This is a genomic window from Bradyrhizobium sp. ISRA430 (genome assembly GCF_029909975.1).
Lineage (GTDB): Bacteria > Pseudomonadota > Alphaproteobacteria > Rhizobiales > Xanthobacteraceae > Bradyrhizobium.
The window spans coordinates 5,687,166-5,710,036 of record NZ_CP094516.1; the positions used below are offsets into that span (position 1 = coordinate 5,687,166).

The following is a 22,871-nucleotide window of genomic DNA, read 5'->3' on the forward strand; positions in this document are numbered from 1 at the left end:
AAACGCGGCACGACGAATTTGTTGCTCAATGCCCGCGCCTCGCGACGTTACGGCCGCGTCTGCCCGGTGCCGTGGACCCGATATTTGAAGCTCGTCAACTGCTCGGCGCCGACCGGGCCGCGGGCGTGAAAGCGGCCGGTGGCGATGCCGATCTCTGCGCCGAAGCCGAACTCGCCGCCATCGGCAAACTGTGTCGAGGCGTTGTGCAGCACGATCGCGGAGTCGACCTCGCTCAAAAATTTCGTCGCGGCCGCCTCATCCTGGCCCACGATCGCATCGGTGTGATGCGAGCCGTGGTTCTGGATGTGCGCGATCGCGCCGTCGACGCCGTCGACCACTTTCGCTGCAATGATCGCGTCGAGATATTCGGTGTCCCAATCATCCTCGCTCGCAGGTTTTACGCGCGCGTCGATCTTTTGCACGGTATCGTCGCCGCGCACTTCGCAGCCGGCGTCGATCAGCATCTCCACCAGCGGCTTCAGGCTCTTTGCGGCGCCCGCGCGGTCGACCAGCAGCGTCTCGGCCGCGCCGCAGACGCCGGTGCGCCGCATCTTGGCGTTGAGCACGATCGACTTCGCCATGGCGAGATCGGCGCTGACGTCGATGTAGACGTGATTGACGCCTTCGAGATGCGCGAACACCGGCACGCGCGCTTCCGCTTCGACGCGCGCGACGAGGCTCTTTCCCCCGCGCGGCACGATCACGTCGATCGCACCGTTCAGTCCGGACAGCATCATGCCGACCGCCGCGCGGTCACGCGTCGGCACCAGCGTGATCGCGGCTTCCGGCAGACCCGCTTCGCGCAGGCCCTGCACCATGCATTCATGGATCGCGCGGCAGGAGCGGAAGCTGTCGGAACCGCCACGCAGGATCACAGCATTGCCCGACTTCAGGCACAGCACGCCGGCATCAGCGGCGACATTGGGCCGGCTCTCGAAGATCACACCGACGACGCCGAGCGGCACGCGCACACGCTCGATGGTCATGCCGTTCGGCCGCCGCCAGCTTTCGGTGACGACGCCGACCGGATCGGCGATGTCGCGCACGATGGCGATGCCGTCGGCCATGCCGTCGACGCGCGACTGCGTCAGCGTCAGGCGGTCGATGAAAGAGGAGGTCATATTGCCGGACGCGCGGGCCTCCGCGACGTCCTCGGCATTGGCGGCGAGAATGGCCGCCGCGTTGTTGCGGACCGCCCGTTCCATGGCTTCCAGCGCCCGGTTCTTCTGCTCCGGCGGCGCCAACGCCAGCACGCGCGCGGCCGCACGGGCTTTGGCGGCGAGATCGGACATCAGCGCCTGGAGATCGGCGTTGCCGTCGAGGGCTTTGAGGGGAGCGGCCATGGCGGTTCAACCTTCTGCTAAGGGCGTGTCCTAGCACGGAAATCCCGCGGCTGCGAAGCGCGAGGAGGGTATGGCTGGGCTCCGATTGGTGGGCCTGGGCTCGGCCAATGGCCCAGTTCTCGTCATGGCCGGGCATGACCCGGCCATCCATGCCTTCCTTGCGACGTCATGCCAGGGCGATGCGAAGCATCGAACCCGGAATCTCGAGCTTCCCCGAAGCGCAATTGCGCTCGGAGGTCTGGTCCTTCGGACCATCCCGGAATGACGGAGCTGCGGGCCTACCCGCCCACCACCAGGTCATCGCGGTGGATCATCTCCGAGCGGCCGCTGATGCCGAGGATCGTCATCACGTCCGGGGACGAGCGCCCCTTGATCCGTTCGGCATCTTCGGCGTCGTAGGCGATCAGGCCGCGGCCGACTTCGCTGGCGTCGGGGCCGCGCACGATCACCGCGTCGCCGCGGGCGAACTGGCCCTCGACCTTGATCACGCCGGCCGGCAGCAGGCTGGCGCCGGCGCGCAGCGCCGCGACCGCGCCGGCGTCGATGGTCAGCGTGCCCTTCGGCTCCAGCGAGCCCGCGATCCAGCGCTTGCGCGAGGTGATGGGGTTGGCTGGGGTCAGGAACCAGGTGCAGCGGCCGCCATCGGCGATCGCCTGCAACGGATGCTCGATCTTGCCCGAGGCGATCAGCATGTGCGTGCCGCCTGTGGTCGCGATCTTGGCCGCCTCGACCTTGGTCCGCATGCCACCGCGCGACAATTCCGATTCGGCGTCACCGGCCACCGCCTCGATCTCCGAGGAGATGCTCTCAACCACGGGGATGAGCTTTGCGTTCGAATTGTTCTTCGGCGGGGCATCGTAAAGCCCATCGATGTCGGAGAGCAGCACGAGCAGGTCCGCGCTTGCCATGGTGGCGACGCGCGCGGCGAGGCGGTCATTGTCGCCATAGCGGATCTCGTTGGTGGCGACCGTATCGTTCTCGTTGATCACGGGGATGGCGCGCCACTCCAGGAGCTTACCGATGGTGGAGCGTGCATTGAGATAGCGACGGCGCTCCTCGGTATCCTGCAGTGTCACCAGAATCTGGCCGGCACCGATGCCGTGCGCGCCGAGCACCTCGGACCAGATGCGGGCGAGCGCAATCTGGCCAACGGCGGCTGCCGCCTGGCTCTCCTCAAGCTTCAGCGGGCCGCGCGGCAGTTTCAGCCGGCTGCGGCCGAGCGCGATCGAGCCGGATGAGACGACGAGGACGTCGCGGCCCTCGTGGTGCAGCTTGGCCATGTCGTCGGCGAGCGCGGCCAGCCAGGTTGCGCGTACCTCGCCCCTGTCGGAATCGACCAGCAGCGCGGAGCCGACCTTGACGACGATGCGGCGGAATTGACTGAGTTGCGGGCTGGCCATGGCGCGTGCGACGAATAGCTCGGGAATGATAACGGCGGACCAAAAAGCCGGCGCCGATGAGGCCTGCTTTTGCAGCAGGACGATGGCCGGCGCAAGGCGGCCGGCACGGTCAACGGCACCATTGTCGGCCTTGCCGGGCGCCGGGCAGGCTCTAATGCCGCCAACCACAACGAGCCAAAAGGGGGAAACGAATGGATCGCCGCAAGTTCATGGCCGGATGTCTCGGACTGCCGCTGCTGGCGCAGGCGGGGGCCACGCAAGCCCAGGCCGGGCTGACCAAGATCATCTTCCCGTTCGCGGCAGGCGCGGGCGGCGACACGCTGTGCCGGCTGGTTGCGCAGGAAATGGCCCCAGTGCTGCAACGGACCATCGTGGTCGAGAACCGCACCGGCGGCGACGGCCTGATCGGCATCAAGGCGGTGAAGGGCGCGAGCGCCGACGGCAGCATGGTGCTGGTGACCACCGGCCCCACCATGTACCTGCTGCCGATGGTGGAGACGACGCCGAGCTTCGACACGGCGAGGGATTTCATGCCGGTGTCGCTGCTGGCCCGGTTCGAATTCGCGCTCGTGATCGGCCCGGCCATCGCCGCCAAGGATTTTGGGGAATTCGTCGCCTGGCTGAAGGCGCATCCCGACAAAGCGACATTTGGCGTGCCGAGCAACGGCACGATCCCGCATTTCATGGGCTCGAAGCTCGAGAAGGACCTCGGCATTCCCCTGAGCCGTGTGCCCTATCGCGGCAGCGCGCCGATTCTCAACGATCTCATCGGCGGCCATATGCCGTTCGGCATCACGACGCTGGCCGATGCCTTGCCGCAGCACCGCGCCAAGGGCGTGACGATCCTCGCTGTGTCGAGTGCGGCGCGGTCGCCGTTCGCGCCTGATGTCCCGACGCTGAAGGAGAGCGGCATCGATCTCGTCGCGGACGCCTGGTACGGCATGTGGCTTCCCGCTGGCAGCCCGCCGGAGTTCGCAAGCAAGCTCAGCGCAGCCGCGGGTGCCGCACTTGCCAAGCCCGAGGTGAAGGAGAGGCTCACTGCGATCGGTCTGATTCCGGTTGGCAGCACGGCGGACGGGTTGGCTCAAGAGCTCGCCGCGAATACCGCGTTCTGGCAACCGATCGTGAAGGCGACGGGATACAAGATCGAGAATTGAGGCGCTGCTCTTTCCCTCTCCCCGTTCTTACGGGGAGAGGGTCGGGGTGAGGGGCTGCTTCCGCAAACACAGTGAGAGTTGGATTCGCGGGGGCTCCCCCTCACCCGGATCGCATCTTTCGATGCGATCCGGCCTCTCCCCGCAAGCGGGGAGAGGCGAGGAAAGACTCACATCTTCGCGCGCTGCTCGATTCCGTCGCGGATCGCGGCGAGCTCTTTCTCGTCCCAGATGCCGATCAGAATGCCGCCCTTCACCTGGAGCTGGTTGTCGGCGTAGGCCGCGATCTTCTCGCGGGGGGTGGTGATGTGATCGTTGGGATGCAGCGCCCAGTCGAACAGCTCCGCCTGGAGCCGCGCGATGATGCCGGCGCATTCGCCATCGTCGCCGCGATCGACGAATTCCTGCGGGTCGGTTTCGAGGTCATACAGCATCGGGCGGAAGCCGGAGGCGTGGATGTATTTCCAGCGGCCGTCGAAGACCATGAACAGGCGGCAACGCTCGATCGGCTGGTTCAATTTCAGCCGCACATCCTGCATGGCATAGTCGTATTCGGAGAATGCCACCTTGCGCCAGTCTGACGGCCTCTCGCCGCGCAGCAGCGGCAGCAGCGAGCGCCCTTCCAGGATATGCGCCGGCACCTTGCCGCCGAAATAATCGACGAAGGTCGGTGCAAGGTCGATGGCCTCGACCAGCGCATCGCTGCGTGTGCCGCGCGTGGCGTCTGCCTCCTTCGACGGATCGATGATGATCAGCGGAATCTTCGCCGACTGTTCATGGAACAGGTCCTTCTCGCCCATCCAGTGATCGCCAAGATAATCGCCATGATCGGAGGTGAACACGATCATGGTCGTGTCCAGCAGGCCGTGCTCCTCCAGAAACTTCATCAGCACGCCCATCTGGTCGTCGATCTGGGTGATCATGCCCATATAGGTCGGGATCACCTTCTCGCGGGCGTCGTCGCGCGCCATGTTGCGGGAGTAGCGCATGTCCATGTAGGCGCCGAACACCGGATGCGGGTTCTGCCGCTCGCGTTCGGAGCGGATCACCGGAATCATGTCCGCCGTCGAATACATGCTGGCATAGGGTTCGGGCGCGATATAGGGCCAGTGCGGCTTGATGTAGGACAGATGCAGGCACCACGGCCGTCCGTCGGTCTCGGCCTCGCTGATGAAATCCATCGCGCGCCGCGTCATATAGGGCGTCTCGGAATGTTCCTCCGGCACGCGCGCGGCCTTGTCGGCGTGCACCAGCAGCCAGCCATTCTGCAAGGCGCCGTCATCACCCGCGCCGGAATTGGCCCAGTGCTCCCAGGGATTCGTCGCCTCAAATCCCTGCCGGCGCAGATATTCGTCGTATTTCGGTCTCGGGCGTCCCGTGGGGTGCAGGCCGTCGTCGCGCTCATAGGGCTCGAAGCCGCATTCGGCGACATGGACGCCGATGATCGACTCCGGGGGGATGCCGAGCATCTTCATGCCTTCGAGGTCGGGCGCCATGTGGGTCTTGCCGACCAGCACGTTGCGCACGCCGATCCTGTTGAGGTGGTCGCCGAGGGTGGGCTCACCGACGCGCAGCGGCCAGCCGTTCCAGTGCGAGCCGTGCGAGCGCATGTAGCGTCCGGTGTAGAACGACATCCGCGACGGGCCGCAGATCGGCGACTGCACATAGGCATTGGTGAAGAGCACGCCGCGCTTGGCCATGGCGTCGATGTTGGGCGTCTTCAGCGAGGGATGGCCGGTGCAGCCGAGATAGTCGTAGCGAAGCTGGTCGCACATGATCCAGAGAACGTTTTTCGCGCGCGCCATGCTTCGCCCCTGCTTTTCTTGATTGTTTGATGCTGCGCTATCGCGCCAGCGAAGACAAGCGGGCCGGACTCAACGCTCGACGTCGACCGACCACGGCTCCGCTTCGGCCGCGCTCTTGGCCTTGCTCGACACCGGGCTCTCGCCGATCACGTCGGCAAGTGCGCGCAGCGCTTCCTTGACACCCTGGCCGGTGGCGCCGGAGAGCAGCAGCGGCGTCTTCTTGGCGGCACGCTTCAAGCGGTCCTTCTGCTTCTTCAATTCGTCCGGCTCGACCGCGTCGATCTTGTTCAGCGCGACGATCTCGATCTTGTCGGTGAGCTGCCCGCCATAGGCCTCCAGCTCGGTTCGCACCGTCTTATAGGCCTTGCCGGCATGTTCGCAGGTCGCATCGACGAGATGCAGCAGAACGCGGCAGCGCTCGACATGGCCGAGGAAGCGGTCGCCGAGGCCGGCCCCTTCATGCGCACCCTCGATCAGACCGGGAATGTCCGCCAGCACGAATTCGCGGCCGTCGGCATTCACGACGCCGAGCTGCGGATGCAGCGTGGTGAAGGGATAGTCGGCGATCTTTGGTTTTGCCGCGCTGACCTTCGAGAGGAAGGTCGACTTGCCGGCATTGGGCAGGCCGACGAGGCCGGCGTCCGCAATCAGTTTCAGCCGTAGCCAGATCCAGCGCTCCTCGCCCACCTGGCCGGGGTTGGCGTTACGCGGGGCGCGGTTGGTCGACGATTTGAAATGCGCATTGCCGAAGCCGCCATTGCCGCCTTCGGCGAGCACGAATTTTTCGCCGACCTTTGTGAAGTCGTGGATCAGCGTCTCGCGGTCTTCGTCGAACACCTGTGTGCCCACCGGGACCTTCAGCACGATCGACTTGCCGTTGGCGCCGTGGCGGTCCGAGCCCATGCCGTTCTCGCCCTTCTGGGCCTTGAAATGCTGCTGGTAGCGGTAGTCGATCAGCGTGTTCAGCCCGTCGGCGACCTCGATGACGACATTGCCGCCGCGGCCGCCATTGCCGCCGGAGGGACCGCCGAATTCGATGAACTTTTCGCGGCGGAACGCCACGCAGCCGTTCCCGCCGTCACCGGAGCGGATATAGACCTTCGCTTCGTCGAGGAATTTCATGGATCATAGGTAGGCCAGCCGGACACGCCCGGCAACCCGAACTTGCCCGTGAATCGGCCGAAATTCCGCGATTTTCGTCCCGTGCTTAACCCGCCGGCCGGCGGCGGATCAGGAATTTCTGCGTGCCCTCCAGCACCAGCTCCTTGTGCTGGTTGAACACGGTGCTCGTCAGCGTCACCACACCGGTCGTGCGTCGCGGCACGAGTTCGGTGACCTCGAGCGCGGGATAGATGGTGTCGTCGGCGAACACGGGCTTGAGGAACCGGCTCGACTGCTCGAGGAAGCCGACGAGGGACTCCTCGACCATGAACGGAAACAGCCCCGCCCCTGGCGCGGTGTGGATCAGCGTCTGAAAGCCATGCGCGAGCAGATGCGGCATGCCGCGGGCGCGGCAATATTCGACATCGTAATGCACCGGGTGGGTGTCGCCGCTCGCGGTCTGGAACGCCGCAAACACCGCTGATGTCTGGGTGCGGCTCGGCAGCACGAAGCGCTCGCCAACCACGAAATCCTCAAACCAGCGTTGTGTGGGGATCATGCGGTGCTGGGTCGGGTCGAACTCGCTCATGTCTGGCGCTCTTTCGTCGGTGGACCACCCATCGCTACCGCGATGCGAAGGGTGCGACAATCCGTTCAATTCGTTCGCCGCGGGCTTGTCCCGTGCGCCTGCGCCATTAAAACAACCGCAAGCGAGTCCATTCGCCGCTTCCTGACGCGTCCTCCGCGTCATTGCGAGGAGCCCTTGCGACGAAGCAATCCAGTCTGTGTCCGCAGAGACAGACTGGATTGCTCCGCTTCGCGCGCAATGACGGCTTTCCACGAACGACAGCAATGCCCCTCTTCAAGAATCTCTCCGCCTACGACGACCGCTCCGCGCGCTTGGCCGGCATCGCGCTGATGCTGCTGTCGATCTTCCTGTTCTCGTTCGGCGACGCCATTGGCAAGTTCATCGTGGCGACCTATTCGGTGGGGCAGCTTCTGTTGCTGCGCGCCTGTGCGGCGCTCTTGGTGCTGTCGCCGCTGATCTGGCGGCAGCGTCATGATTTCCTGCGCCTGGAGCGGCCGTGGCTACAGCTCTTTCGCGTCACGCTGTCGACGCTGGAGGTGGCGGCGTTCTTCCTTGCCACCGTTTACCTGCCGCTCGCCGACGTCATCACCTATTATCTCGCAGGTCCCATCTTCGTCACAGCGATGTCGGCGCTCTTCCTGGGCGAGAAAGTCGGCTGGCGGCGCTGGACGGCGATCCTGGTCGGCTTCTGCGGCGTCTTGATCGCGCTGCGCCCCTCAGCGCAAACGATCAGCCTGCCGGCGCTGATCGCGCTCGGCGGCAGTCTGTCGTTCGCGACGTTGATGCTGATCACGCGCAGCCTGCGCAAGACGCCCGACATCGTGATGGCGTCCTCGCAATTTGTCGGCACGTTCCTGTTGGGCGCGGCGCTGTCCGCATTTCACTGGGTGCCGCCGACCAGGGGCAGCCTCGTCATCTTCGCGCTGGCGGGGTGTGTCTCGGTAACGGCGCTGTTCTGCGTCAACCGTTCGCTCAAGCTGGCGCCGGCCAGCGTCGTCGTGCCCTATCAATATTCGATGATCGTCTGGGCCGTGATCTTCGGCTTCGCCGTGTTCGGCGACGTGCCGCAGGTCGCCACCATCATCGGCGCCGCCATCATCATCGGCGCCGGCCTCTACATTTATTTGCGCGAGCGCGATTTGGGGCGGCAGGACGAGCAGGTGAATCCGCCGGTGTAAGGCCGCGCCAAATAATTCGGTCATCGTCCCGGGCAAGCGCAGCGCAGATCCGGGACCCATACCCACAGGGAGAAGTTTGGCGAAGACTCGGAGTGGGAGTCTTCGCGCCACAAGCAGTCGTGGTTGGGTCCCGGCCTTCGCCGGGACGACGCTAGTAAATGTGGCGGCGATTCTGCCTGCCTCATCCGTGATTGTCGCGTGGCCTGCGCCCTTACCTCACCCTTCTCGCGCTGCTCCAGCTCTTCAGCGAAGACCACACGCCGCGCGAGAGGCGGAAGCAGTCGACCGGCGTGGAGGAGCCCAGCGCCAGGAAGCGGTGCAGCTCGACGCCGCTCCACTGGAAGCCGCACTTCTCCAGCACGTTGCGCGAGGCCGGATTGGTGACGCGCGCGCCGGCATAGAGGTGGTCGTCATCGAACTCTTCGAAGAAGAAGTCGATCGCGCCGCGCGCCGCCTCGGTGGCAAAGCCCCGGCCCCAGTGCTCGACGCCGAGCCAGTAGCCGAGCTCGGCATTGTCTGATGTCGAGCAATCGATGCCGACCATGCCGACCGGCGTGGTGTCGTGCTCGATCAGGAACACGGTCTCGCTGCCGAGCTCGGCGGTGGCGCGGACGAACTCGACGGCATCGTCAGCCGAATAGGGATGCGGCAGGCGGCGGGTGTTCTCCGCGATGCGGCGGTCGTTGGCGAGCTGGGCAATGGTCCGGACGTCGGCGAGCGTCGGGCGGCGCAGCGTCAGCCGCTCGGTGGCGACGACGCTCGGTCTCGCCTCGCGCAAGGTCACGCTCGAAAAATCCTGCAACATCTTCGGCTCCGTCAAAGTCACTAAGTCAAAAGATAAGGGGAGGCCGGTTTCCCGCCTCCCCTGGAGCCTATTTGTGGACTCCGCCGGTTTGGTCAGGACCCGGCGGACTCCAATTTGATCCGCCGTCTATTCAGCCGCCTCTGCGATCGGAAGCACCGATACGAATGTGCGGCCGTTGGCTTTGGCCTGGAACGCAACACGACCTTCCACCTTGGCGAACAGAGTGTGGTCCGTGCCCATGCCGACATTAAGGCCGGGATGCCAGGTGGTGCCGCGCTGACGTGCGATGATGTTGCCGGGAATCACATGCTCCCCGCCGAACACCTTGATGCCAAGGCGCTTGCCCTTTGAATCGCGTCCGTTGCGCGATGAACCGCCTGCTTTTTTGTGAGCCATGGCTCGTCTCCGAAATCCTACGTATCTCTAGATCAATTCCTTGACGGAATCATTTCACAATTTCTCACGCATCAATTCGTGAATTGGCGTGATCACGATTGGTTATTCGGCGGCTTCCTTCGCCACCTTTTCCTTCTTCGGACGCGGGCCCTTGGTGGGCTTGGCGTTGTCCGTCAGGATCTCGGTGACGCGCAGCACCGTGATCTCGTCGCGGTAGCCGCGCTTGCGGCGCGAGTTCTTGCGGCGGCGCTTCTTGAACGCGATGACCTTCGGGCCACGCTTGTGGTCGAGCACCTCGGCCGCAACGGATGCACCGGCAACCGTCGGGACGCCCAGGACCGGCGTGTCGCCGCCGACCACCAGAACTTCATTCAACTGCACGATCGTGCCGACTTCACCGGCGATCTTGCCAACTTCCAAGACATCATCCGGAACGACACGGTACTGCTTGCCGCCGGTTTTGATGACTGCGAACATCGTTTTCTTCCTTCGTGTTCAATCCCGGCCTCGAGACGCGCATGCGTCCGGGTCGGCTTTTTGTCAGTCGCTATGGGTTTACGATTTTTGCGCGGTGGGGTTATCCCATTGAAAAAACCACGCAAAAGCAAGCGGCGCGAGAACTCCCGCGCCGGATGGCCGGACTTATAGCGGCTTAAGGACGCGAGTCAAGGAAAACCGGGCCGAAAACGGCCCGAATCTGAGGGATTTGGCCGTCTTTCACGGCTCCGGACCTGGCCAGGGATAATCGGCCTTCGCTGCAACCAACGGGTTCCCCCACCGTTGTCCCCGGTATTTCGAGCGGGCAAGGGCTCCCATGGCAACAGACGAGTTGGTCAAGACGACGGGCATCGCCAACCACGGCGCAAGCCGCTTGCCGTCGGTGGATGTCGACAGCTTCAACATCGAGATGAAGGACGAGGACGGCTTTCTCGGCGACCGCGCCAGCAAGGGCGCATTCCGCGAGATCCTCGACCGCTGGCGCAAGCCGCTGCGCAAGACCGGGGAGGACCCGTTCGGCAAGGAGCCGTCGGAGAACATCAGCAAGAAGACGCTGGATGAGATGCTGGTTGGGGACGACACCGAGGCGTCGGCCGTGGTGCACAGCGCGATCGAGGAATTTGCCCAGGAGCTCGCCCATGTCACGCGCCGGTTCCTCAAGTCGAAGGCATGGGCCAAGACGGAGCGGATCGTGGTCGGCGGCGGCTTTCGCGATTCCAGGCTCGGCGAACTCGCGATCGCGCGCACCGAGATCATCCTGATCTCCGAGGGCTTCAAGATCGACATGCGGCCGATCCGGCACCATCCGGACGAGGCCGGCCTGCTCGGCGCGCTGCATCTGGCGCCGTCCTGGATTTTCGAGGGTTACGACGCCATTCTCGCCGTCGATATCGGCGGCACCAATATCCGCTGCGGCGTGGTGGAAACCTCCTGGAAGAAGGCGAAGGACCTGTCGAAAGCTTCGGTCTGGAAGTCCGAGCTGTGGCGTCATGCCGACGATGAGGCCACCCGCGAAGGCACGGTGAAGGGGCTGACGAAGATGCTGAAGGGATTGATCGAAGAGGCCGACAGCGAGAGGCTGAAGCTTGCGCCGTTTATCGGCATCGCCTGTCCCGGTGTGATCAACGAGGACGGTTCCATCGAGAAGGGCGCGCAGAACCTGCCGGGCAACTGGCAGAGCAGCAAATTCAACCTGCCGGCGAGTCTGATCGAAGGCATTCCGCAGATCGGCGAGCACGACACCGCGATCCTGATGCACAATGACGGCGTGGTTCAGGGCCTTTCGGAAGTGCCGTTTATGCAGGATGTCGATCGCTGGGGCGTGCTCACCATCGGCACCGGACTTGGCAACGCGCGCTTCACCAACCGCCGCAAGGACGGCGGCAACGGCAAAGACCGGGACTCTACGGAGAACGGCAAGAAAAAGGGCAAAAACGACAACAAGAACGACAAGGAGTAACCTTGACTGGTTAGGTTAAGGGACGGATTGCGTTGCGAGGCAGCGGCCGCACGCTAGGGTCGAATCGTCGCTTCACCTGGCCGGCGAAGCCGCCCTTCCCGGCTAGCATTTCAATGAGCGGCACGGGACCGCCAGTGTTTACCGCGTCTGGCGGTCCCACCCGTTTTGGGGTCAGCGCCAGCCTATCCGCTGAAAGAATGCCGCGATCTCCGCCGCCGCGCGGTCCGGATTCTCGCGATGCGGGAAATGTCCGACGTCCGGAAACATCGCAAGGTCGAGATCGCCAAAGGTCTCGCCCAGCCGATCGGCCCAGGCATAGGGAAACAGTGGATCGTGCTCGGCCCAGCGGACGCAGGTCGGCACGGTGATCGGCGGCAGCGGCAGCGCCTCGCCCTTCATCATCTTGATTCGGGCTGCATGCGCGGCACGATAATGCGCAAAGCCACCGGCGAGATTGCCCTCCTTGAAGAAGTTGTCGGCGAAGGCGTCGAGGACGTCATCAAAGGCCTCCTTGCGGTGGGCCCAATCTTTGAGGAAGTGGCTGATGTAGAGACGGCAGGTCTCGCGGTTCGCGCCGACGAGCCGCGGCGCGATCTCCATCTGGTGGAAGGACTGGTACCAGATGTGGTTGAGCCGGTCAGGCGCTGCCATGCGCGGTCCGATGCCGGGGTAGACGAAATCGAAGAAGAACAGCCCGCTGAGCCGCTGCGGCGCCTGCCGCCCCAAGGGCTGCATCACGGCGCCGCCGACGTCATGACCGACGACGCCGAATCGGGTGATGCCGAGCCCATCCATCAGCGCTAGCATGTCGGTCGCGTGGCCATCCGGACCATACGGGCCATCCGGCTTGTCGCTGTCGCCGAAGCCGCGCAGATCCGGCGCAATCAGCATGAAGCGGTCTGCCAACCGCGTCATCACCGGCTCCCAGGTCAGCCAGAATTCCGGCCAACCATGCAGCAAAAGCAGTGGTTTGCCCCGGCCGGTGTGAACCAGGTGAAAGTTAGCGCCATTGGCCGTGATCGCGAGATGCTCCATGGCAGTTCCCCTGGGGATGACGGAGAGGGTGAGACGAGCGGCGGATTTTCGCCTTTCGCGCCTTGTCTGTCCCGCCATCCTCGCCTATTACACGCCCCGACCACGGGGGTTCCTGCCCCTCATCGGCACCCAAAGGAGAGGTGGCAGAGTGGTTGAATGCACCGCACTCGAAATGCGGCATAGGTGCAAGCCTATCGGGGGTTCGAATCCCTCCCTCTCCGCCATAAATCGCCCCGTGGACGGAGCCTCGGATATTCAGAGCCGAGAGTAGCCGCTGGACCGGCAAGCATCCGAAAGCAAAGCGCGCTGTTTCGGCCAGGACAGGTCCGATCGAGTCTTCGCGAGTGGTGATCTTCATCATAGATCGCAAAGGCCTCGTGCCGTTGCCACAAGTTGATCACGCAACAGTACCATCGCCTGTTGAACAGCAGCGGCCCCACAGAGACAGAACAGGCAGCGAAAGAAAATAACGGCGGATCCCCGAATCTAAAATCTGTCGGTAAGGGGAACGTCCGCCGCGGCGAGCGGTTGGGAGGACAGTGAGCGGTCGATGCGGAAACAAGCCAAACTAAAAAGAATGGCAAGTGAAAGCAAAGATCAGTTCACAAGCCCCGTCGGGTTACTTCGGTAACCGGCGGGGTCGTTGTTTCAAGGGGCAGTCTGCGAGGGGCAGTCTGCAGGGGCAATCTGAATGGGTGGCCGCGCGAGACCGCGATTGAGATTCCTGCCGAGGATGGGGAGGCAGGCGGTTGTCGCGCCTGGTCGAACGGGGACCTGAACGATTGGGAGATGCCCATGAGCGGAGCGAACCAAAAGCCTCCGATTTCCCAGCGGGATCCGGCGGAGGGATCTCGCGAAGTGATTGATCGCGAATTGGCGCGGCAAAAGACCGACGCAAACCAACAAAACGAAAATCGCAGCAATTCAGGCAAGACGACTGAACCAGGTCACCTTCCGCCGCAAAGGATCGAGAAAGAACAGCCGAAGAAAACAGGCCGGAGCAAGTCGGGCACGGCAAGAACCCAATGATCGGAAACACCTTGTTGAGGAAGCCGGGAACAACGAGAGTTCAGGACATCAGCCTGTACTGGATGATGTAGACCGCCGCTCCGGCGAAATATCCGAGCAGCGCGAGGCCGCTGATCTTTCGCAGATACCAGCCGAACCGGATCTTCTCTATTCCCATCGCCGCCACTCCGGCGGCCGAGCCGATGATCAGGATCGAGCCCCCGGTGCCGGCGCAGTAGGCGATGAACTCCCAGAGGAAGCTGTCGGCGGGAAACCGCGCCAGATCGTACATGCCCATCGCGGCGGCAACGAGCGGAACGTTGTCGACGATGGCGCTGAGAAGTCCAAGCAGGAGAACGATCACGTCCTGCCGGCCGACTGTCTCGTCCAACCAGCCCGCAAGAGCGGCTAGAATCTTCGAGTGCTCCAGCGTCGCGACGGCGAACAGGATCCCGACGAAGAATACGATGGAGCTCATGTCGATCTGCGTGAGCGCATGGGCGACGGTGACTCGATGTTTCGCATCCGGATCCTTCCGCTTGTGAACGAACTCGCCCACCAGCCAAAGCAGTCCCAGGCCGAACAGGATGCCCATGAACGGCGGCAGGTGCGTCACTTGCTTGAACGCCGGAACCAGCACCAGAACACCCAATCCCAAGCCGAACATCAGCTTGCGCTCGAACGCGGGGGTCTCCGAAGCGCCGAAGCCGCCGGCGGGGGCGAAGGGACGCCCCGCGAGCCAGCCTCCGGCGACGAGCAGCGGAACGATCAGGTTGACGAGCGAGGGCAGGAGCAGCGCCTGCACAATCCCGACGGCCGTGACCTGGCCGCCGATCCACAGCATCGTCGTGGTGACGTCTCCCATCGGCGACCAGGCGCCGCCGGCGTTCGCCGCGATCACGATCATGGACGCGAACAGCAGCCGATCCGATTCGGCGTCGATGATCTTCCGGATGAGCGAGACCATGACGATTGTCGTCGTGAGATTGTCGAGGATGGCGCTCAGGACGAACGTGACAGGGCAGATCAGCCATAGCAGCGCGGTCAGGCTGCGTGTCCGGATCCGCGAGGTGACGATCTCGAAGCCGTCGTGCGCGTCGATGACCTCGACGATCGTCATCGCGCCCATCAGGAAGAACACGATCTGCGCCGTCACGGCCACGGTTTCGTTCAGCTCATGGCCGACGCGTTCGTGATCTCCGGTCGAAACCGCGTAGATCGTCCACAGCAGACCGGCGCCAAGCAGCGCGGAAGCGGACTTGCTGACGCCGATCGGATGCTCGAAAGCAATGGCGGCGTATGCGAGGGCGAAAATGACGACGAGTGCGACGAGCAAGACAGATCCTCTTATTGTGCCGCCCCTCTATGCTTCATCGGAGCTCGTGCGGCCATGCGGCCAGTTGCAGCGGCCAAATAGTCGTCCAATAGTTAGCTCAGCTCATCAGGGAAGTTGACCTTCGACGGGAAGCGCCCGCCGCTACTCCTTCATCGCTTCGCCGGTAAACTCCCTCAGGCGGGCTTTCGCCAACGCGAGTCCCTTTTTCCCGAGCGGGGTGGCCCGGTAGAGCTTTCGGGCGGTGCGGCCAGCGCGCTGCTTGCGGGACTTCAGATATCCCCGCTGCTCCATCGCGTTCAGCAACGGGTACAGCGTGCCGGGACTGAGGCGGTACCCGTGCCCCGCGAGCTCATCGATGATCCACTGGCCATAGATCTCGTGTTCCGCAGCATGATGCAGAATGTGCAGTCGTATGAAGCCGCTCAGCAGATCCTTGAACCTCATGGTCCTCCTTTATCGGATTTCGTAATTGGAACGGCCCCGGCGGGCAGCCGTTAACGCCGCAGCTCTCCGGAGCGATCCAATGCGCCCGGGCGGCGCCGGACATGACAGCAGACAGGAGACCGTGCATGGCGAGCACCGCAGTCCGGGATCCCCGGCATCGGCCGGAAGGCGCAAGACGATGATCAATCCAGGTCGGCGCGGCCTTGTACTGCTCGGCGCATCGATGCACACCGTCATCGCGATGTATCGGCCCCACGCGGCGCGCGAGGATGCCGAGCTGTTCCCGAAGCTCAGGGATGTCGTGTCGTCGAACCAATACGATGCCATGGCGAAGGAGTTCGAGAGGAAGGAGCACGAACTGTTCGGGCAGGGCGACTTCGAGAAGATGGTGGCCCGCGTCGCTCGACTGGAGCAAGAGATGGGAATCCACGAGCTCGACCAGTTCACGCCCCGATGACCAGGCCCCGCGCCCCGTCAGGCTTCTCGTCGCCGGCCTTCGTTTTCGTGCTGACGACGGGTGTCGTCAATCTCTTCGGCGACATCACCTACGAAGGGGGCGCGAGCATCAACGGTCCGTTCATGGCCTCGCTGGGCGCAAGCGCCGCCATCGTCAGCATCACGGCGGGTCTCGGAGAGTTTCTCGGCTATGCGCTGCGCCTGCCGGCCGGATATGCCGCAGATCGAACCGGCAGATATTGGCTGATCACCTTCGTCGGCTATGTCATCAACCTGTTCGCCGTCCCAGCGATGGCGCTCGCCGGAAGCTGGCAGTTCGCGGCGGCTCTCGTCCTGGCCGAGCGCATCGGGCGCGCGCTGCGCAAGCCCACCGTCGAAGCGATGCTCTCCTACACCACCAACGAACTGGGAAAGGGATGGGTGTACGCGCTCAACACCGCGCTGGACGAGATCGGCGCGACTCTTGGCCCTCTCCTGATCGCGCTGGTATTGCTTTTGACGGGAGATTACCGGACCGGATACGCGCTCCTGCTGATTTCGGCGATGGCCGCGCTCATCGCGCTGGTGGTCGCGCGCGTGAACTTTCCGCTTCCATCCCGTCTCGAGCAGGGGCGCACGGCGCCTGCCGAAGATCTGACGCCGGCATACTGGCTCTATATGCTGGCCGGCGCCCTGTTTGCCGCCGGACTGATGAGCTTCGAGCTGATCTCCTATCATCTGTCCAAGTCGAAAGTCGCCTCGGAGCAGTGGATCCCGTTGATGCTCGCGATCTCGACAGGATTCGGCGTCCTTGCGAGCCTCGCCTTCGGGAAACTCTACGATCGCTTCGGTCTGCCCATCGTCATCACGGCGGTCTCCATCTCGGCAGCGTTCGCGCCATTCGTGTTTCTGGGGGGCTTTTACCTGGTGCTGTTCGGCATGCTGCTCTGGGGCATCGGCTACGCCACCCAGGATACCCTGCTCAAGGCGATCGTCGCCGAAGTTCTCCCGGAGGGGAAACGCAATTTCGCATTCGGGCTTTATTACGCCGGCTACGGCGTCGGCTGGCTCGTCGGCAGCGCTGCAACGGGAGTCCTCTACGAGCGCTACCGCATCACGATGATCGTGTTCTCGATCGCTGCCCAGCTCGCCTCCGTGCCGATATTCGTTTGGGCGAGGCGTCGGCAGGAAATTTCGCGGTAAGGATTGCGCGGGCCAATCCGAAAAGACAGCGGCGCGCCCGGAGGAACGGCGCATCGACCTGCTGGTTGGGTTCGCAAGAGTAAAGAATCCAAGGAGGTCATCATGGGTTCCTCCGCCGTCCCCGCATTCGAAAGCACGTTTCAGACCACCCATGTCTGGTTGAAGGAAATCGAGCAAGATGCCGGTTTCGATGCCCAACTTTCATGGCATGTGCTTGGAGTGATCCTGCGGGCCATCCGCGATCGCCTGCCGCTCGGCCTTGCCGCGCACTTGGGGTCCCAATTGCCGCTCCTCGTTCGCGGCATCTACTATGACCAGTTTCGCCCATCGGAACTGCCAGGGCATGCCCGCACACTCGATGAGTTCCTGAAGACGATGGAGCCCGAAATGCGGTTCACCAAGACAGTCGACTCGAAGGACGCGCTGCGCGCCGTCTTTCACGTTCTGTCGCGGCATCTGACTTCTGGCCAGGCGGCCAACGTGAGAGAAGCGCTGCCTGAAGAGGTGCGTGCGCTTTGGGATGATCCGGCGCCCGCCGGACGTGCCTAGTCGTCGTCGACAACGCCGCCTCGTCCGTCTCCCAGTCGGGACGAGACAGGTTCCTCCGATTGGCCGGGGCCGGATCAGGAGCAATCGTGTGTAGCGGGCATGCCGAAGAGGAACGAAGTCCGGCTCGCGCGTTGTTACGATATGGTTCGTGAAGGCCCAGCAGAGCCGCCTCCTCCGCCCAAAGAGCCCTATCCGGCGGAAAAGGCGCGAGGCGGAGAGATCATTCTTCGCACGCCAGCGAGACGCGCAATCTTCTTGGCCGGGTTGATTGGCGCCCTTGTGCTCGGGGTATTGATCCTCATTCTGGCGCGTTAGGTGCATCGCGGGTACCGGCGAAGGGGCGTCCCGCATAGATCTCTTGCGAATTATACATCCCCTTACATAGGTTAGTGTTGCTGTCGGAAATCCAGAAAATCGTCGCGCCAACCCGAGAAAAATAGCAACCGCGGTCGGTGATGTTGGTTGGGCCGCAAACAGGCCTCGAACCGATTTATGGGCCCCGATGATGGATGCGACCACGACATCGTGGAACGACGTGAACGAGAATCTCGGTGACCGCGGCTACTTTGTCGCGCCACTCGATGACCTCGTCACATGGGCTCGATCCGGGTCGCTGATGTGGATGACGTTCGGGCTGGCCTGTTGTGCCATCGAGCAGATGCAGGTTTCCATGCCTCGCTACGACGTCGAGCGCTTTGGATGCGCCCCTCGCGCGTCGCCAAGGCAGTCGGACTGCATGATCGTCTCGGGAACGCTCTGCAACAAGATGGCGCCTGCGCTTCGCAAGGTTTACGACCAAATGCCGGAGCCGCGATACGTCATTTCAATGGGCTCCTGCGCCAATGGCGGCGGCTACTACCACTATTCGTACTCTGTCGTGCGCGGATGCGACCGCATCGTTCCCGTCGACGTGTACGTGCCCGGCTGCCCTCCGACCGCAGAAGCTCTGCTTTACGGGATCATGCTGCTTCAGAAGAAGATCAGACGAACGGGCACGATAGTGCGATAGACCCCGCGGCCGTGTTGCGTGGCTCCAAATTTGGAGATCGTTTGCGCAGAGCCAGACGAGCCGTGGCTTTGATGGAGAGAGCCGAATGCCAAGATGTGAAACCTGCGGCAATGACTACGACAAAGCCTTTCAAGTCGTCATGAAGGGCGACAGCCACGTCTACGACAGCTTTGAATGCGCGATCCAGGCGCTGGCACCCCGATGCAAGACGTGTGGAACGCGTGTGCTTGGTCACGGGCTTGAGGCCGGCGGCAACATCTACTGCTGCAATCACTGCGCCGGCAGAGATGGTGTCACCGGGCTCACCGATCGCTCGTAGACCTTGGCCCGAGACCTTGGCCTAAGAACTTGGCCAGACCCCGGCCCAAGGCCTAACGCGCCTCGCGTTGCCGGGAGGTCGTCTTCAACGCCCGTCGCATCACATCCCACATCCGCGGGTCGTTCGATTGCGCCACGTTGAACCGCAGGAAGCTCGCTGCCGTCTGCGACACGCTGAAGACATTGCCCGGCGCAAGCACGACATCCTCCTGCAGCGCCGCGCGGGCAATTTGCGTCGCGTCCTGGCCGTCGGCGAGGCGGCACCAGAGGAAGAAGCCGCCGCGCGGTGTCAGCCAGGGCTCGATGCCCAAGGCCTGAAGTTTTCGCGCCACGTCACGCCTTGCACGTGCGAGCTTCTGCCTGAGCTCGTCCATGTGCTTGCGGTAGCCGCCGCCGGCCAAGACTCTTGCGATGATTTCGGTTGCGACCGGACTGGGGCCGCCGAAGCTGGTCGCGACCTGGAGGTCGACGAGATGCTCGATCCAGTCGGCGCGCGCGGCGATGTAGCCGCACCGCACCGAGGCGGAGAGCGTCTTGGAGAAACTGCCGATGCGGATCACGCGGCTGAGCCCGTCGAGCGCAGCGAGGCGCGGCGATCGCTCCGGCTCGAAATCGCCAAAAATGTCGTCCTCGATGATGGTCAGGTCGTGCGCTGCGGCTGCGGTCAGCAGCCGGTGCGCGGTCGGAAGCGAGAGCGTCGCGCCGGTTGGGTTGTGCAGCGCTGAATTGGTGATGTAGAGGCGCGGCCGCTCGGCGGCGAGGATGTCCTCGAAGCGCGCGACGTCCGGGCCCGACGGCGTGTAGGGCACGCCGACGATCTTGACCTGGTGCGCCCTGAGCAGCGCGCGAAAATTGAAGTAGCAGGGATCGTCGACCAGCACAGTGTCACCGGGCCGCAACAGGATGCGGCAGACGAGATCGGTTGCTTGCGTGCCCGAGCCCGTGAGCATGAGCTGGTCGACCGATGCCGCGATCGCGTCGTCGGCAAGGCGCGTGATCAGGAGCCGGCGCAGCGCCAGCGCGCCGTGCGTGCTGCCGTAATCGGTCAACAAGCCATCATCGGCGCGCGCGAGCGCGCGGACGGCGCGGCGCAAGGCGGTTTCCGGCATCCAGTCCGGCGGCAGCCAGCCGCAGCCCGGCTTCAGCGCGGCGGCATCGGCATCGAGCGATTGCCGCGAGACCCAGAACGGATCGACGGCCCGGTCGCGGCGCGGCTCGACCTCGCTCAGCGCCAGCGGCGGCATGACGGTCGGCGATACATAGAAGCCCGAACCGCGGCGGGCGCGGATCTGGCCCTCGGCCGCGAGGCGCTCATAGGCTTCGACCACGGTGGAGGGCGAGACGCGCATGCTCGCAGCAAGACTGCGGATCGAGGGCAGGCGGTCCCCGGCGGCAAGGGCGCGGCCTGCGATCTTGGCGCGGATCGCGTCCATCACCTCGGCGGTGCGCGTTCCGCGCCGGCCGCTCTTTCGCGTCGCGGCATCCAAAGTGTATGACCTTCCATATCGATACAGTTTTGCGGGATTGTACTGGATTGTCGCTGGCCTCGCCACCGGGGGCCGCCGAGAATGGCCTCCAGGAAATGCGAGGCGACATGCAATCTGCGGGCGGCGGCGGCTGGGGCAACGGACTTTTGGGCGTCATCATCTTCAGCGGTTCGCTGCCGGCGACGCGCGTCGCGGTCGGCGGCTTCTCCGCGCTGTTCCTGACCTCGGCGCGCGCGGTCATCGCCGCGCTGTTGGGTGCGGCTCTGCTAGGCCTGCTCAATCAGGCTCGGCCGCAGCGCAAGGATCTCGCCTCGCTTGTGGTCGTTTCGATCGGGGTTGTGGTCGGCTTCCCGCTGCTGACGGCGCTCGCGCTCCAGCACATCACCTCGGCGCATTCGATCGTGTTCATCGGCCTGTTGCCGCTGTCGACCGCAATCTTCGGCGTGCTGCGCGGCGGCGAGCGGCCGCAACCGCTGTTCTGGCTGTTCGCGATTCTCGGCAGCGTCACGGTCGCGGGCTTTGCCTTGTCGAATGACGGCTCGGCGTCGCTCAGCGGCGATCTTCTGATGGTGGCCGCGATCGTGCTGTGCGGGCTCGGCTATGCTGAAGGCGCCGCGCTGTCGCGCCGGCTTGGCGGCTGGCAGGTGATCTCCTGGGCGTTGCTGCTGGCGCTGCCGCTGATGGTGCCGGTCGCGATTCTGACCTGGCCGTCGACATGGACGGGCATCGGCGCGCCCGCCTGGATCGGGCTCACTTACGTCTCCGTCTTCAGCATGTTCGTCGGCTTCGTGTTCTGGTATCGCGGGCTCGCGATCGGCGGCATCGCGCGTATCGGTCAGCTTCAGCAGGTTCAGCCGTTCCTCGGCCTCGTGCTCGCCGGCGTGCTCCTGAACGAGCCCATCGCATGGAGCATGATCGCCGCGACCGCGCTCGTGGTCGTCTGCGTGGCCTGCGCGCGGCGATATGCGTGAGGCAGGCGCCTCTGTCTCTCCCCATCACTGAGGCAGGCGCCTCAGTCTCTCCCCATCACCACACGCGTCAGCGCGCTCCTTGCGAACTTCTTCAGGGGCATCGGCTTGCCGAACAGAAAGCCCTGCACCAGGTCGAAGCCGAGCTCGTTGGCGGCCATGAGGTCGGCACGGCTCTCGATCCCCTCGGCCACGGTGCGAGCGCCGTAACCCTTGGCGAGTTCGACGATGTCACGGCACACCGTCCGCTTCAGGCGGTCATTGCCGCAGCCGGTGACGAACTGCCGGTCGGCCTTCAGCTTGACGAAGGGGATCCTGTCCAGGCCCATCAGCGCCGGCCAATTGGCGCCGAGGTTGTCGATCGACAGGCCGATGTTGTGAAGACCGACCTCGCGCGCGACCTCGACCAGGACATCGAGATCGCGGATAGCCTCGTCGCTGTCGATCTCGACGGTCAGCCCGCCGAAGGCGGGATGGTTCGGCACGCGGCGGCAGAGATCGCGTACGGCTTGCGGCTCGGTCAGATACGAGGCGGGCAGGTTGATCGACAGATCGACCGTGCTCTGCTGCTCCATGAGATAGTACCAGTCCTGCATGGCGCGCTCGATCACGAACTCCGAGAGCTCGCGGAAATGCGGATCGTGTGGTTCGGGGATGAAATAGGCCGGCGGCACCACGCCCCAGGTCGGATGCCGCATCCGTACCAGCGCCTCGGCGCCGCAGCGGACCAGCGATCGCGCCTCGATCCTGGGCTGGTACCAGAGCTCGAGCCAGCCCGCATGCAGTGCTTCGCCGACATACACGGCCGGGCTCGGCGCCGGTTCCTCCGGCAGCAGCATCGCGATGCGTTCGCGCAGCGTTTCGGCGCCGAAGGGCGTCGTCAGCGACGGCAGCATCGCAAGGCCATATTCCTCGCCGACCTGCTGCACCGCCTTCAGGATGATCGACTCGCGAGCGCCGACGGCCAGCACCTTGCCGCCAAATGCCTCGCGCACCAGCGTCTCCAGAAACTTGCCCGGCTCGATGCCGTCGGCGGCAACGCCGAACAGGATCAGGTCCGGCAATTCGTTTGCGAGCACGACTTGCAGCTCGTCCGCGCTGGCGCATTCGCTGGTGATAAAGCCGAGGTCCTCGAGCACCTCGCTCAGGAAGGCGCGCAGATGGCGCTTGCCATCGGCCACGCAAGCCCGCGGCGTCACTTTCCGTCGTCCGAAGGTTACAGGCCTTCGCCCGGCGACTTCAACAAGCCCGTCGTCCATCTCACACCACTCCCGTTCCGTGACACTGTGTTAACGGCGCGGGCGGTTTCAAATATGGAGAGCTTCAGCATGATCACTGAATTATCCGGGTA

At 64.1% G+C, this 22,871-nt stretch carries 22 protein-coding genes, 1 tRNA gene and 1 pseudogene; 11 read left to right on the forward strand and 13 right to left on the reverse strand.

Annotated features, from left to right (window positions below; translation table 11 throughout):
• Window positions 1-47: 47 nt before the first annotated feature.
• Both MTX21_RS27020 and proB read right to left on the reverse strand, forming a co-directional pair.
• On the reverse strand, window positions 48-1,343 hold the full coding sequence (locus tag MTX21_RS27020; protein WP_280967704.1) for a glutamate-5-semialdehyde dehydrogenase: 1,296 nt from the start codon (window positions 1,341-1,343) through the stop codon (window positions 48-50).
• Window positions 1,344-1,621: 278 nt separating this feature from the next.
• Window positions 1,622-2,743 (reverse strand): glutamate 5-kinase, encoded by a 1,122-nt coding sequence (gene proB / locus MTX21_RS27025; protein WP_280971167.1) that lies wholly within the window; start codon window positions 2,741-2,743, stop codon window positions 1,622-1,624.
• A gap of 191 nt (window positions 2,744-2,934) precedes the next feature.
• On the opposite strand from proB, the gene MTX21_RS27030 reads away from it, so the two are divergent.
• The gene (locus MTX21_RS27030; protein WP_280967705.1) at window positions 2,935-3,900 is read left to right on the forward strand and encodes a Bug family tripartite tricarboxylate transporter substrate binding protein; all 966 of its coding nucleotides are present in this window, start codon (window positions 2,935-2,937) and stop codon (window positions 3,898-3,900) included.
• 167 nt (window positions 3,901-4,067) lie between these two features.
• Here the strand turns inward: MTX21_RS27030 and MTX21_RS27035 are convergent, their stop codons facing one another.
• The 3 genes from MTX21_RS27035 to MTX21_RS27045 all read right to left on the reverse strand — a co-directional run bounded on the left by MTX21_RS27035 (window position 4,068) and on the right by MTX21_RS27045 (window position 7,392).
• Window positions 4,068-5,702, reverse strand: a complete 1,635-nt coding sequence (locus tag MTX21_RS27035; protein WP_280967706.1) for an alkaline phosphatase family protein — start codon at window positions 5,700-5,702, stop codon at window positions 4,068-4,070.
• Window positions 5,703-5,771: 69 nt separating this feature from the next.
• Entirely contained in the window at window positions 5,772-6,824 is a 1,053-nt protein-coding gene (gene obgE / locus MTX21_RS27040) for a GTPase ObgE (RefSeq protein ID WP_280967707.1), read from the reverse strand.
• Between the two features lie 85 nt (window positions 6,825-6,909).
• Window positions 6,910-7,392, reverse strand: a complete 483-nt coding sequence (locus MTX21_RS27045) for a MaoC family dehydratase (protein ID WP_280967708.1) — start codon at window positions 7,390-7,392, stop codon at window positions 6,910-6,912.
• Between the two features lie 263 nt (window positions 7,393-7,655).
• On the opposite strand from MTX21_RS27045, the gene MTX21_RS27050 reads away from it, so the two are divergent.
• Entirely contained in the window at window positions 7,656-8,570 is a 915-nt protein-coding gene (locus MTX21_RS27050; RefSeq protein WP_280967709.1) for a DMT family transporter, read from the forward strand.
• A gap of 211 nt (window positions 8,571-8,781) precedes the next feature.
• On the opposite strand, the gene MTX21_RS27055 is transcribed toward MTX21_RS27050, so the two are convergent.
• The 3 genes from MTX21_RS27055 to rplU all read right to left on the reverse strand — a co-directional run bounded on the left by MTX21_RS27055 (window position 8,782) and on the right by rplU (window position 10,248).
• Window positions 8,782-9,375: a GNAT family N-acetyltransferase gene (locus tag MTX21_RS27055; RefSeq protein WP_280967710.1), complete on the reverse strand. Its 594-nt coding sequence runs from the start codon at window positions 9,373-9,375 to the stop codon at window positions 8,782-8,784.
• A gap of 126 nt (window positions 9,376-9,501) precedes the next feature.
• On the reverse strand, window positions 9,502-9,771 hold the full coding sequence (gene rpmA / locus MTX21_RS27060; protein ID WP_027523579.1) for a 50S ribosomal protein L27: 270 nt from the start codon (window positions 9,769-9,771) through the stop codon (window positions 9,502-9,504).
• A gap of 102 nt (window positions 9,772-9,873) precedes the next feature.
• Window positions 9,874-10,248 (reverse strand): 50S ribosomal protein L21, encoded by a 375-nt coding sequence (gene rplU / locus MTX21_RS27065; RefSeq protein WP_027554524.1) that lies wholly within the window; start codon window positions 10,246-10,248, stop codon window positions 9,874-9,876.
• Between the two features lie 337 nt (window positions 10,249-10,585).
• Between rplU and MTX21_RS27070 the strand changes: the two genes are divergently transcribed.
• Complete coding sequence (locus MTX21_RS27070) at window positions 10,586-11,728, forward strand: ROK family protein (protein ID WP_280967711.1); 1,143 nt, start codon at window positions 10,586-10,588, stop codon at window positions 11,726-11,728.
• 171 nt (window positions 11,729-11,899) lie between these two features.
• On the opposite strand, the gene MTX21_RS27075 is transcribed toward MTX21_RS27070, so the two are convergent.
• On the reverse strand, window positions 11,900-12,763 hold the full coding sequence (locus tag MTX21_RS27075) for an alpha/beta hydrolase (protein ID WP_280967712.1): 864 nt from the start codon (window positions 12,761-12,763) through the stop codon (window positions 11,900-11,902).
• Window positions 12,764-12,897: 134 nt separating this feature from the next.
• Between MTX21_RS27075 and MTX21_RS27080 the strand changes: the two genes are divergently transcribed.
• A tRNA-Ser gene (locus MTX21_RS27080) sits at window positions 12,898-12,987 on the forward strand.
• A gap of 571 nt (window positions 12,988-13,558) precedes the next feature.
• Window positions 13,559-13,792: a hypothetical protein gene (locus MTX21_RS27085; protein WP_280967713.1), complete on the forward strand. Its 234-nt coding sequence runs from the start codon at window positions 13,559-13,561 to the stop codon at window positions 13,790-13,792.
• A gap of 40 nt (window positions 13,793-13,832) precedes the next feature.
• Here MTX21_RS27085 and nhaD read toward each other — a convergent pair whose 3' ends face one another.
• Together nhaD and MTX21_RS27095 are read right to left on the reverse strand one after the other, a co-directional pair.
• The gene (gene nhaD / locus MTX21_RS27090) at window positions 13,833-15,107 is read right to left on the reverse strand and encodes a sodium:proton antiporter NhaD (RefSeq protein ID WP_280967714.1); all 1,275 of its coding nucleotides are present in this window, start codon (window positions 15,105-15,107) and stop codon (window positions 13,833-13,835) included.
• A 141-nt stretch (window positions 15,108-15,248) separates the two neighbouring features.
• Entirely contained in the window at window positions 15,249-15,551 is a 303-nt protein-coding gene (locus MTX21_RS27095) for a PadR family transcriptional regulator (RefSeq protein WP_280967715.1), read from the reverse strand.
• A 79-nt stretch (window positions 15,552-15,630) separates the two neighbouring features.
• On the opposite strand from MTX21_RS27095, the gene MTX21_RS27100 reads away from it, so the two are divergent.
• The 5 genes and pseudogenes from MTX21_RS27100 (at window position 15,631) to MTX21_RS27120 (ending at window position 19,066) form a co-directional block, all read left to right on the forward strand.
• Window positions 15,631-16,008, forward strand: coding sequence for a hypothetical protein (locus MTX21_RS27100; protein WP_280967716.1), 378 nt, complete (start codon window positions 15,631-15,633; stop codon window positions 16,006-16,008).
• A complete protein-coding gene (locus tag MTX21_RS27105; RefSeq protein ID WP_280967717.1) occupies window positions 16,005-17,189 on the forward strand; it encodes an MFS transporter in 1,185 nt (394 codons plus the stop codon). The genes MTX21_RS27100 and MTX21_RS27105 overlap by 4 nt, the downstream gene beginning before the upstream one ends.
• A gap of 102 nt (window positions 17,190-17,291) precedes the next feature.
• On the forward strand, window positions 17,292-17,738 hold the full coding sequence (locus MTX21_RS27110; protein ID WP_280967718.1) for a DUF2267 domain-containing protein: 447 nt from the start codon (window positions 17,292-17,294) through the stop codon (window positions 17,736-17,738).
• Window positions 17,739-18,264: 526 nt separating this feature from the next.
• Window positions 18,265-18,747 (forward strand): annotated as a pseudogene (locus MTX21_RS27115) (NADH-quinone oxidoreductase subunit B family protein); the annotation flags it as partial.
• 85 nt (window positions 18,748-18,832) lie between these two features.
• Window positions 18,833-19,066: a hypothetical protein gene (locus MTX21_RS27120; protein ID WP_280967719.1), complete on the forward strand. Its 234-nt coding sequence runs from the start codon at window positions 18,833-18,835 to the stop codon at window positions 19,064-19,066.
• Window positions 19,067-19,118: 52 nt separating this feature from the next.
• Here the strand turns inward: MTX21_RS27120 and MTX21_RS27125 are convergent, their stop codons facing one another.
• Window positions 19,119-20,498, reverse strand: a complete 1,380-nt coding sequence (locus MTX21_RS27125) for a PLP-dependent aminotransferase family protein (protein ID WP_280971168.1) — start codon at window positions 20,496-20,498, stop codon at window positions 19,119-19,121.
• A 161-nt stretch (window positions 20,499-20,659) separates the two neighbouring features.
• Here MTX21_RS27125 and MTX21_RS27130 point away from each other — a divergent pair, with 161 nt between their 5' ends.
• On the forward strand, window positions 20,660-21,523 hold the full coding sequence (locus MTX21_RS27130; RefSeq protein WP_280967720.1) for a DMT family transporter: 864 nt from the start codon (window positions 20,660-20,662) through the stop codon (window positions 21,521-21,523).
• Between the two features lie 41 nt (window positions 21,524-21,564).
• On the opposite strand, the gene MTX21_RS27135 is transcribed toward MTX21_RS27130, so the two are convergent.
• Window positions 21,565-22,779, reverse strand: a complete 1,215-nt coding sequence (locus MTX21_RS27135) for an EAL domain-containing response regulator (RefSeq protein ID WP_280967721.1) — start codon at window positions 22,777-22,779, stop codon at window positions 21,565-21,567.
• Window positions 22,780-22,871 lie beyond the last annotated feature (92 nt).

Coding starts and splice junctions, on each gene's coding strand:
- MTX21_RS27020 (WP_280967704.1), bottom strand. CDS start 1,343: ATGGCCGCTCCCCTCAAAGCCCTCGACGGCAACGCCGATCTCCAGGCG.
- proB (WP_280971167.1), bottom strand. CDS start 2,743: ATGGCCAGCCCGCAACTCAGTCAATTCCGCCGCATCGTCGTCAAGGTC.
- MTX21_RS27030 (WP_280967705.1), top strand. CDS start 2,935: ATGGATCGCCGCAAGTTCATGGCCGGATGTCTCGGACTGCCGCTGCTG.
- MTX21_RS27035 (WP_280967706.1), bottom strand. CDS start 5,702: ATGGCGCGCGCGAAAAACGTTCTCTGGATCATGTGCGACCAGCTTCGC.
- obgE (WP_280967707.1), bottom strand. CDS start 6,824: ATGAAATTCCTCGACGAAGCGAAGGTCTATATCCGCTCCGGTGACGGC.
- MTX21_RS27045 (WP_280967708.1), bottom strand. CDS start 7,392: ATGAGCGAGTTCGACCCGACCCAGCACCGCATGATCCCCACACAACGC.
- MTX21_RS27050 (WP_280967709.1), top strand. CDS start 7,656: ATGCCCCTCTTCAAGAATCTCTCCGCCTACGACGACCGCTCCGCGCGC.
- MTX21_RS27055 (WP_280967710.1), bottom strand. CDS start 9,375: ATGTTGCAGGATTTTTCGAGCGTGACCTTGCGCGAGGCGAGACCGAGC.
- rpmA (WP_027523579.1), bottom strand. CDS start 9,771: ATGGCTCACAAAAAAGCAGGCGGTTCATCGCGCAACGGACGCGATTCA.
- rplU (WP_027554524.1), bottom strand. CDS start 10,248: ATGTTCGCAGTCATCAAAACCGGCGGCAAGCAGTACCGTGTCGTTCCG.
- MTX21_RS27070 (WP_280967711.1), top strand. CDS start 10,586: ATGGCAACAGACGAGTTGGTCAAGACGACGGGCATCGCCAACCACGGC.
- MTX21_RS27075 (WP_280967712.1), bottom strand. CDS start 12,763: ATGGAGCATCTCGCGATCACGGCCAATGGCGCTAACTTTCACCTGGTT.
- MTX21_RS27085 (WP_280967713.1), top strand. CDS start 13,559: ATGAGCGGAGCGAACCAAAAGCCTCCGATTTCCCAGCGGGATCCGGCG.
- MTX21_RS27095 (WP_280967715.1), bottom strand. CDS start 15,551: ATGAGGTTCAAGGATCTGCTGAGCGGCTTCATACGACTGCACATTCTG.
- MTX21_RS27100 (WP_280967716.1), top strand. CDS start 15,631: ATGCGCCCGGGCGGCGCCGGACATGACAGCAGACAGGAGACCGTGCAT.
- MTX21_RS27105 (WP_280967717.1), top strand. CDS start 16,005: ATGACCAGGCCCCGCGCCCCGTCAGGCTTCTCGTCGCCGGCCTTCGTT.
- MTX21_RS27110 (WP_280967718.1), top strand. CDS start 17,292: ATGGGTTCCTCCGCCGTCCCCGCATTCGAAAGCACGTTTCAGACCACC.
- MTX21_RS27120 (WP_280967719.1), top strand. CDS start 18,833: ATGCCAAGATGTGAAACCTGCGGCAATGACTACGACAAAGCCTTTCAA.
- MTX21_RS27125 (WP_280971168.1), bottom strand. CDS start 20,498: ATGGACGCGATCCGCGCCAAGATCGCAGGCCGCGCCCTTGCCGCCGGG.
- MTX21_RS27130 (WP_280967720.1), top strand. CDS start 20,660: ATGCAATCTGCGGGCGGCGGCGGCTGGGGCAACGGACTTTTGGGCGTC.
- MTX21_RS27135 (WP_280967721.1), bottom strand. CDS start 22,779: ATGGACGACGGGCTTGTTGAAGTCGCCGGGCGAAGGCCTGTAACCTTC.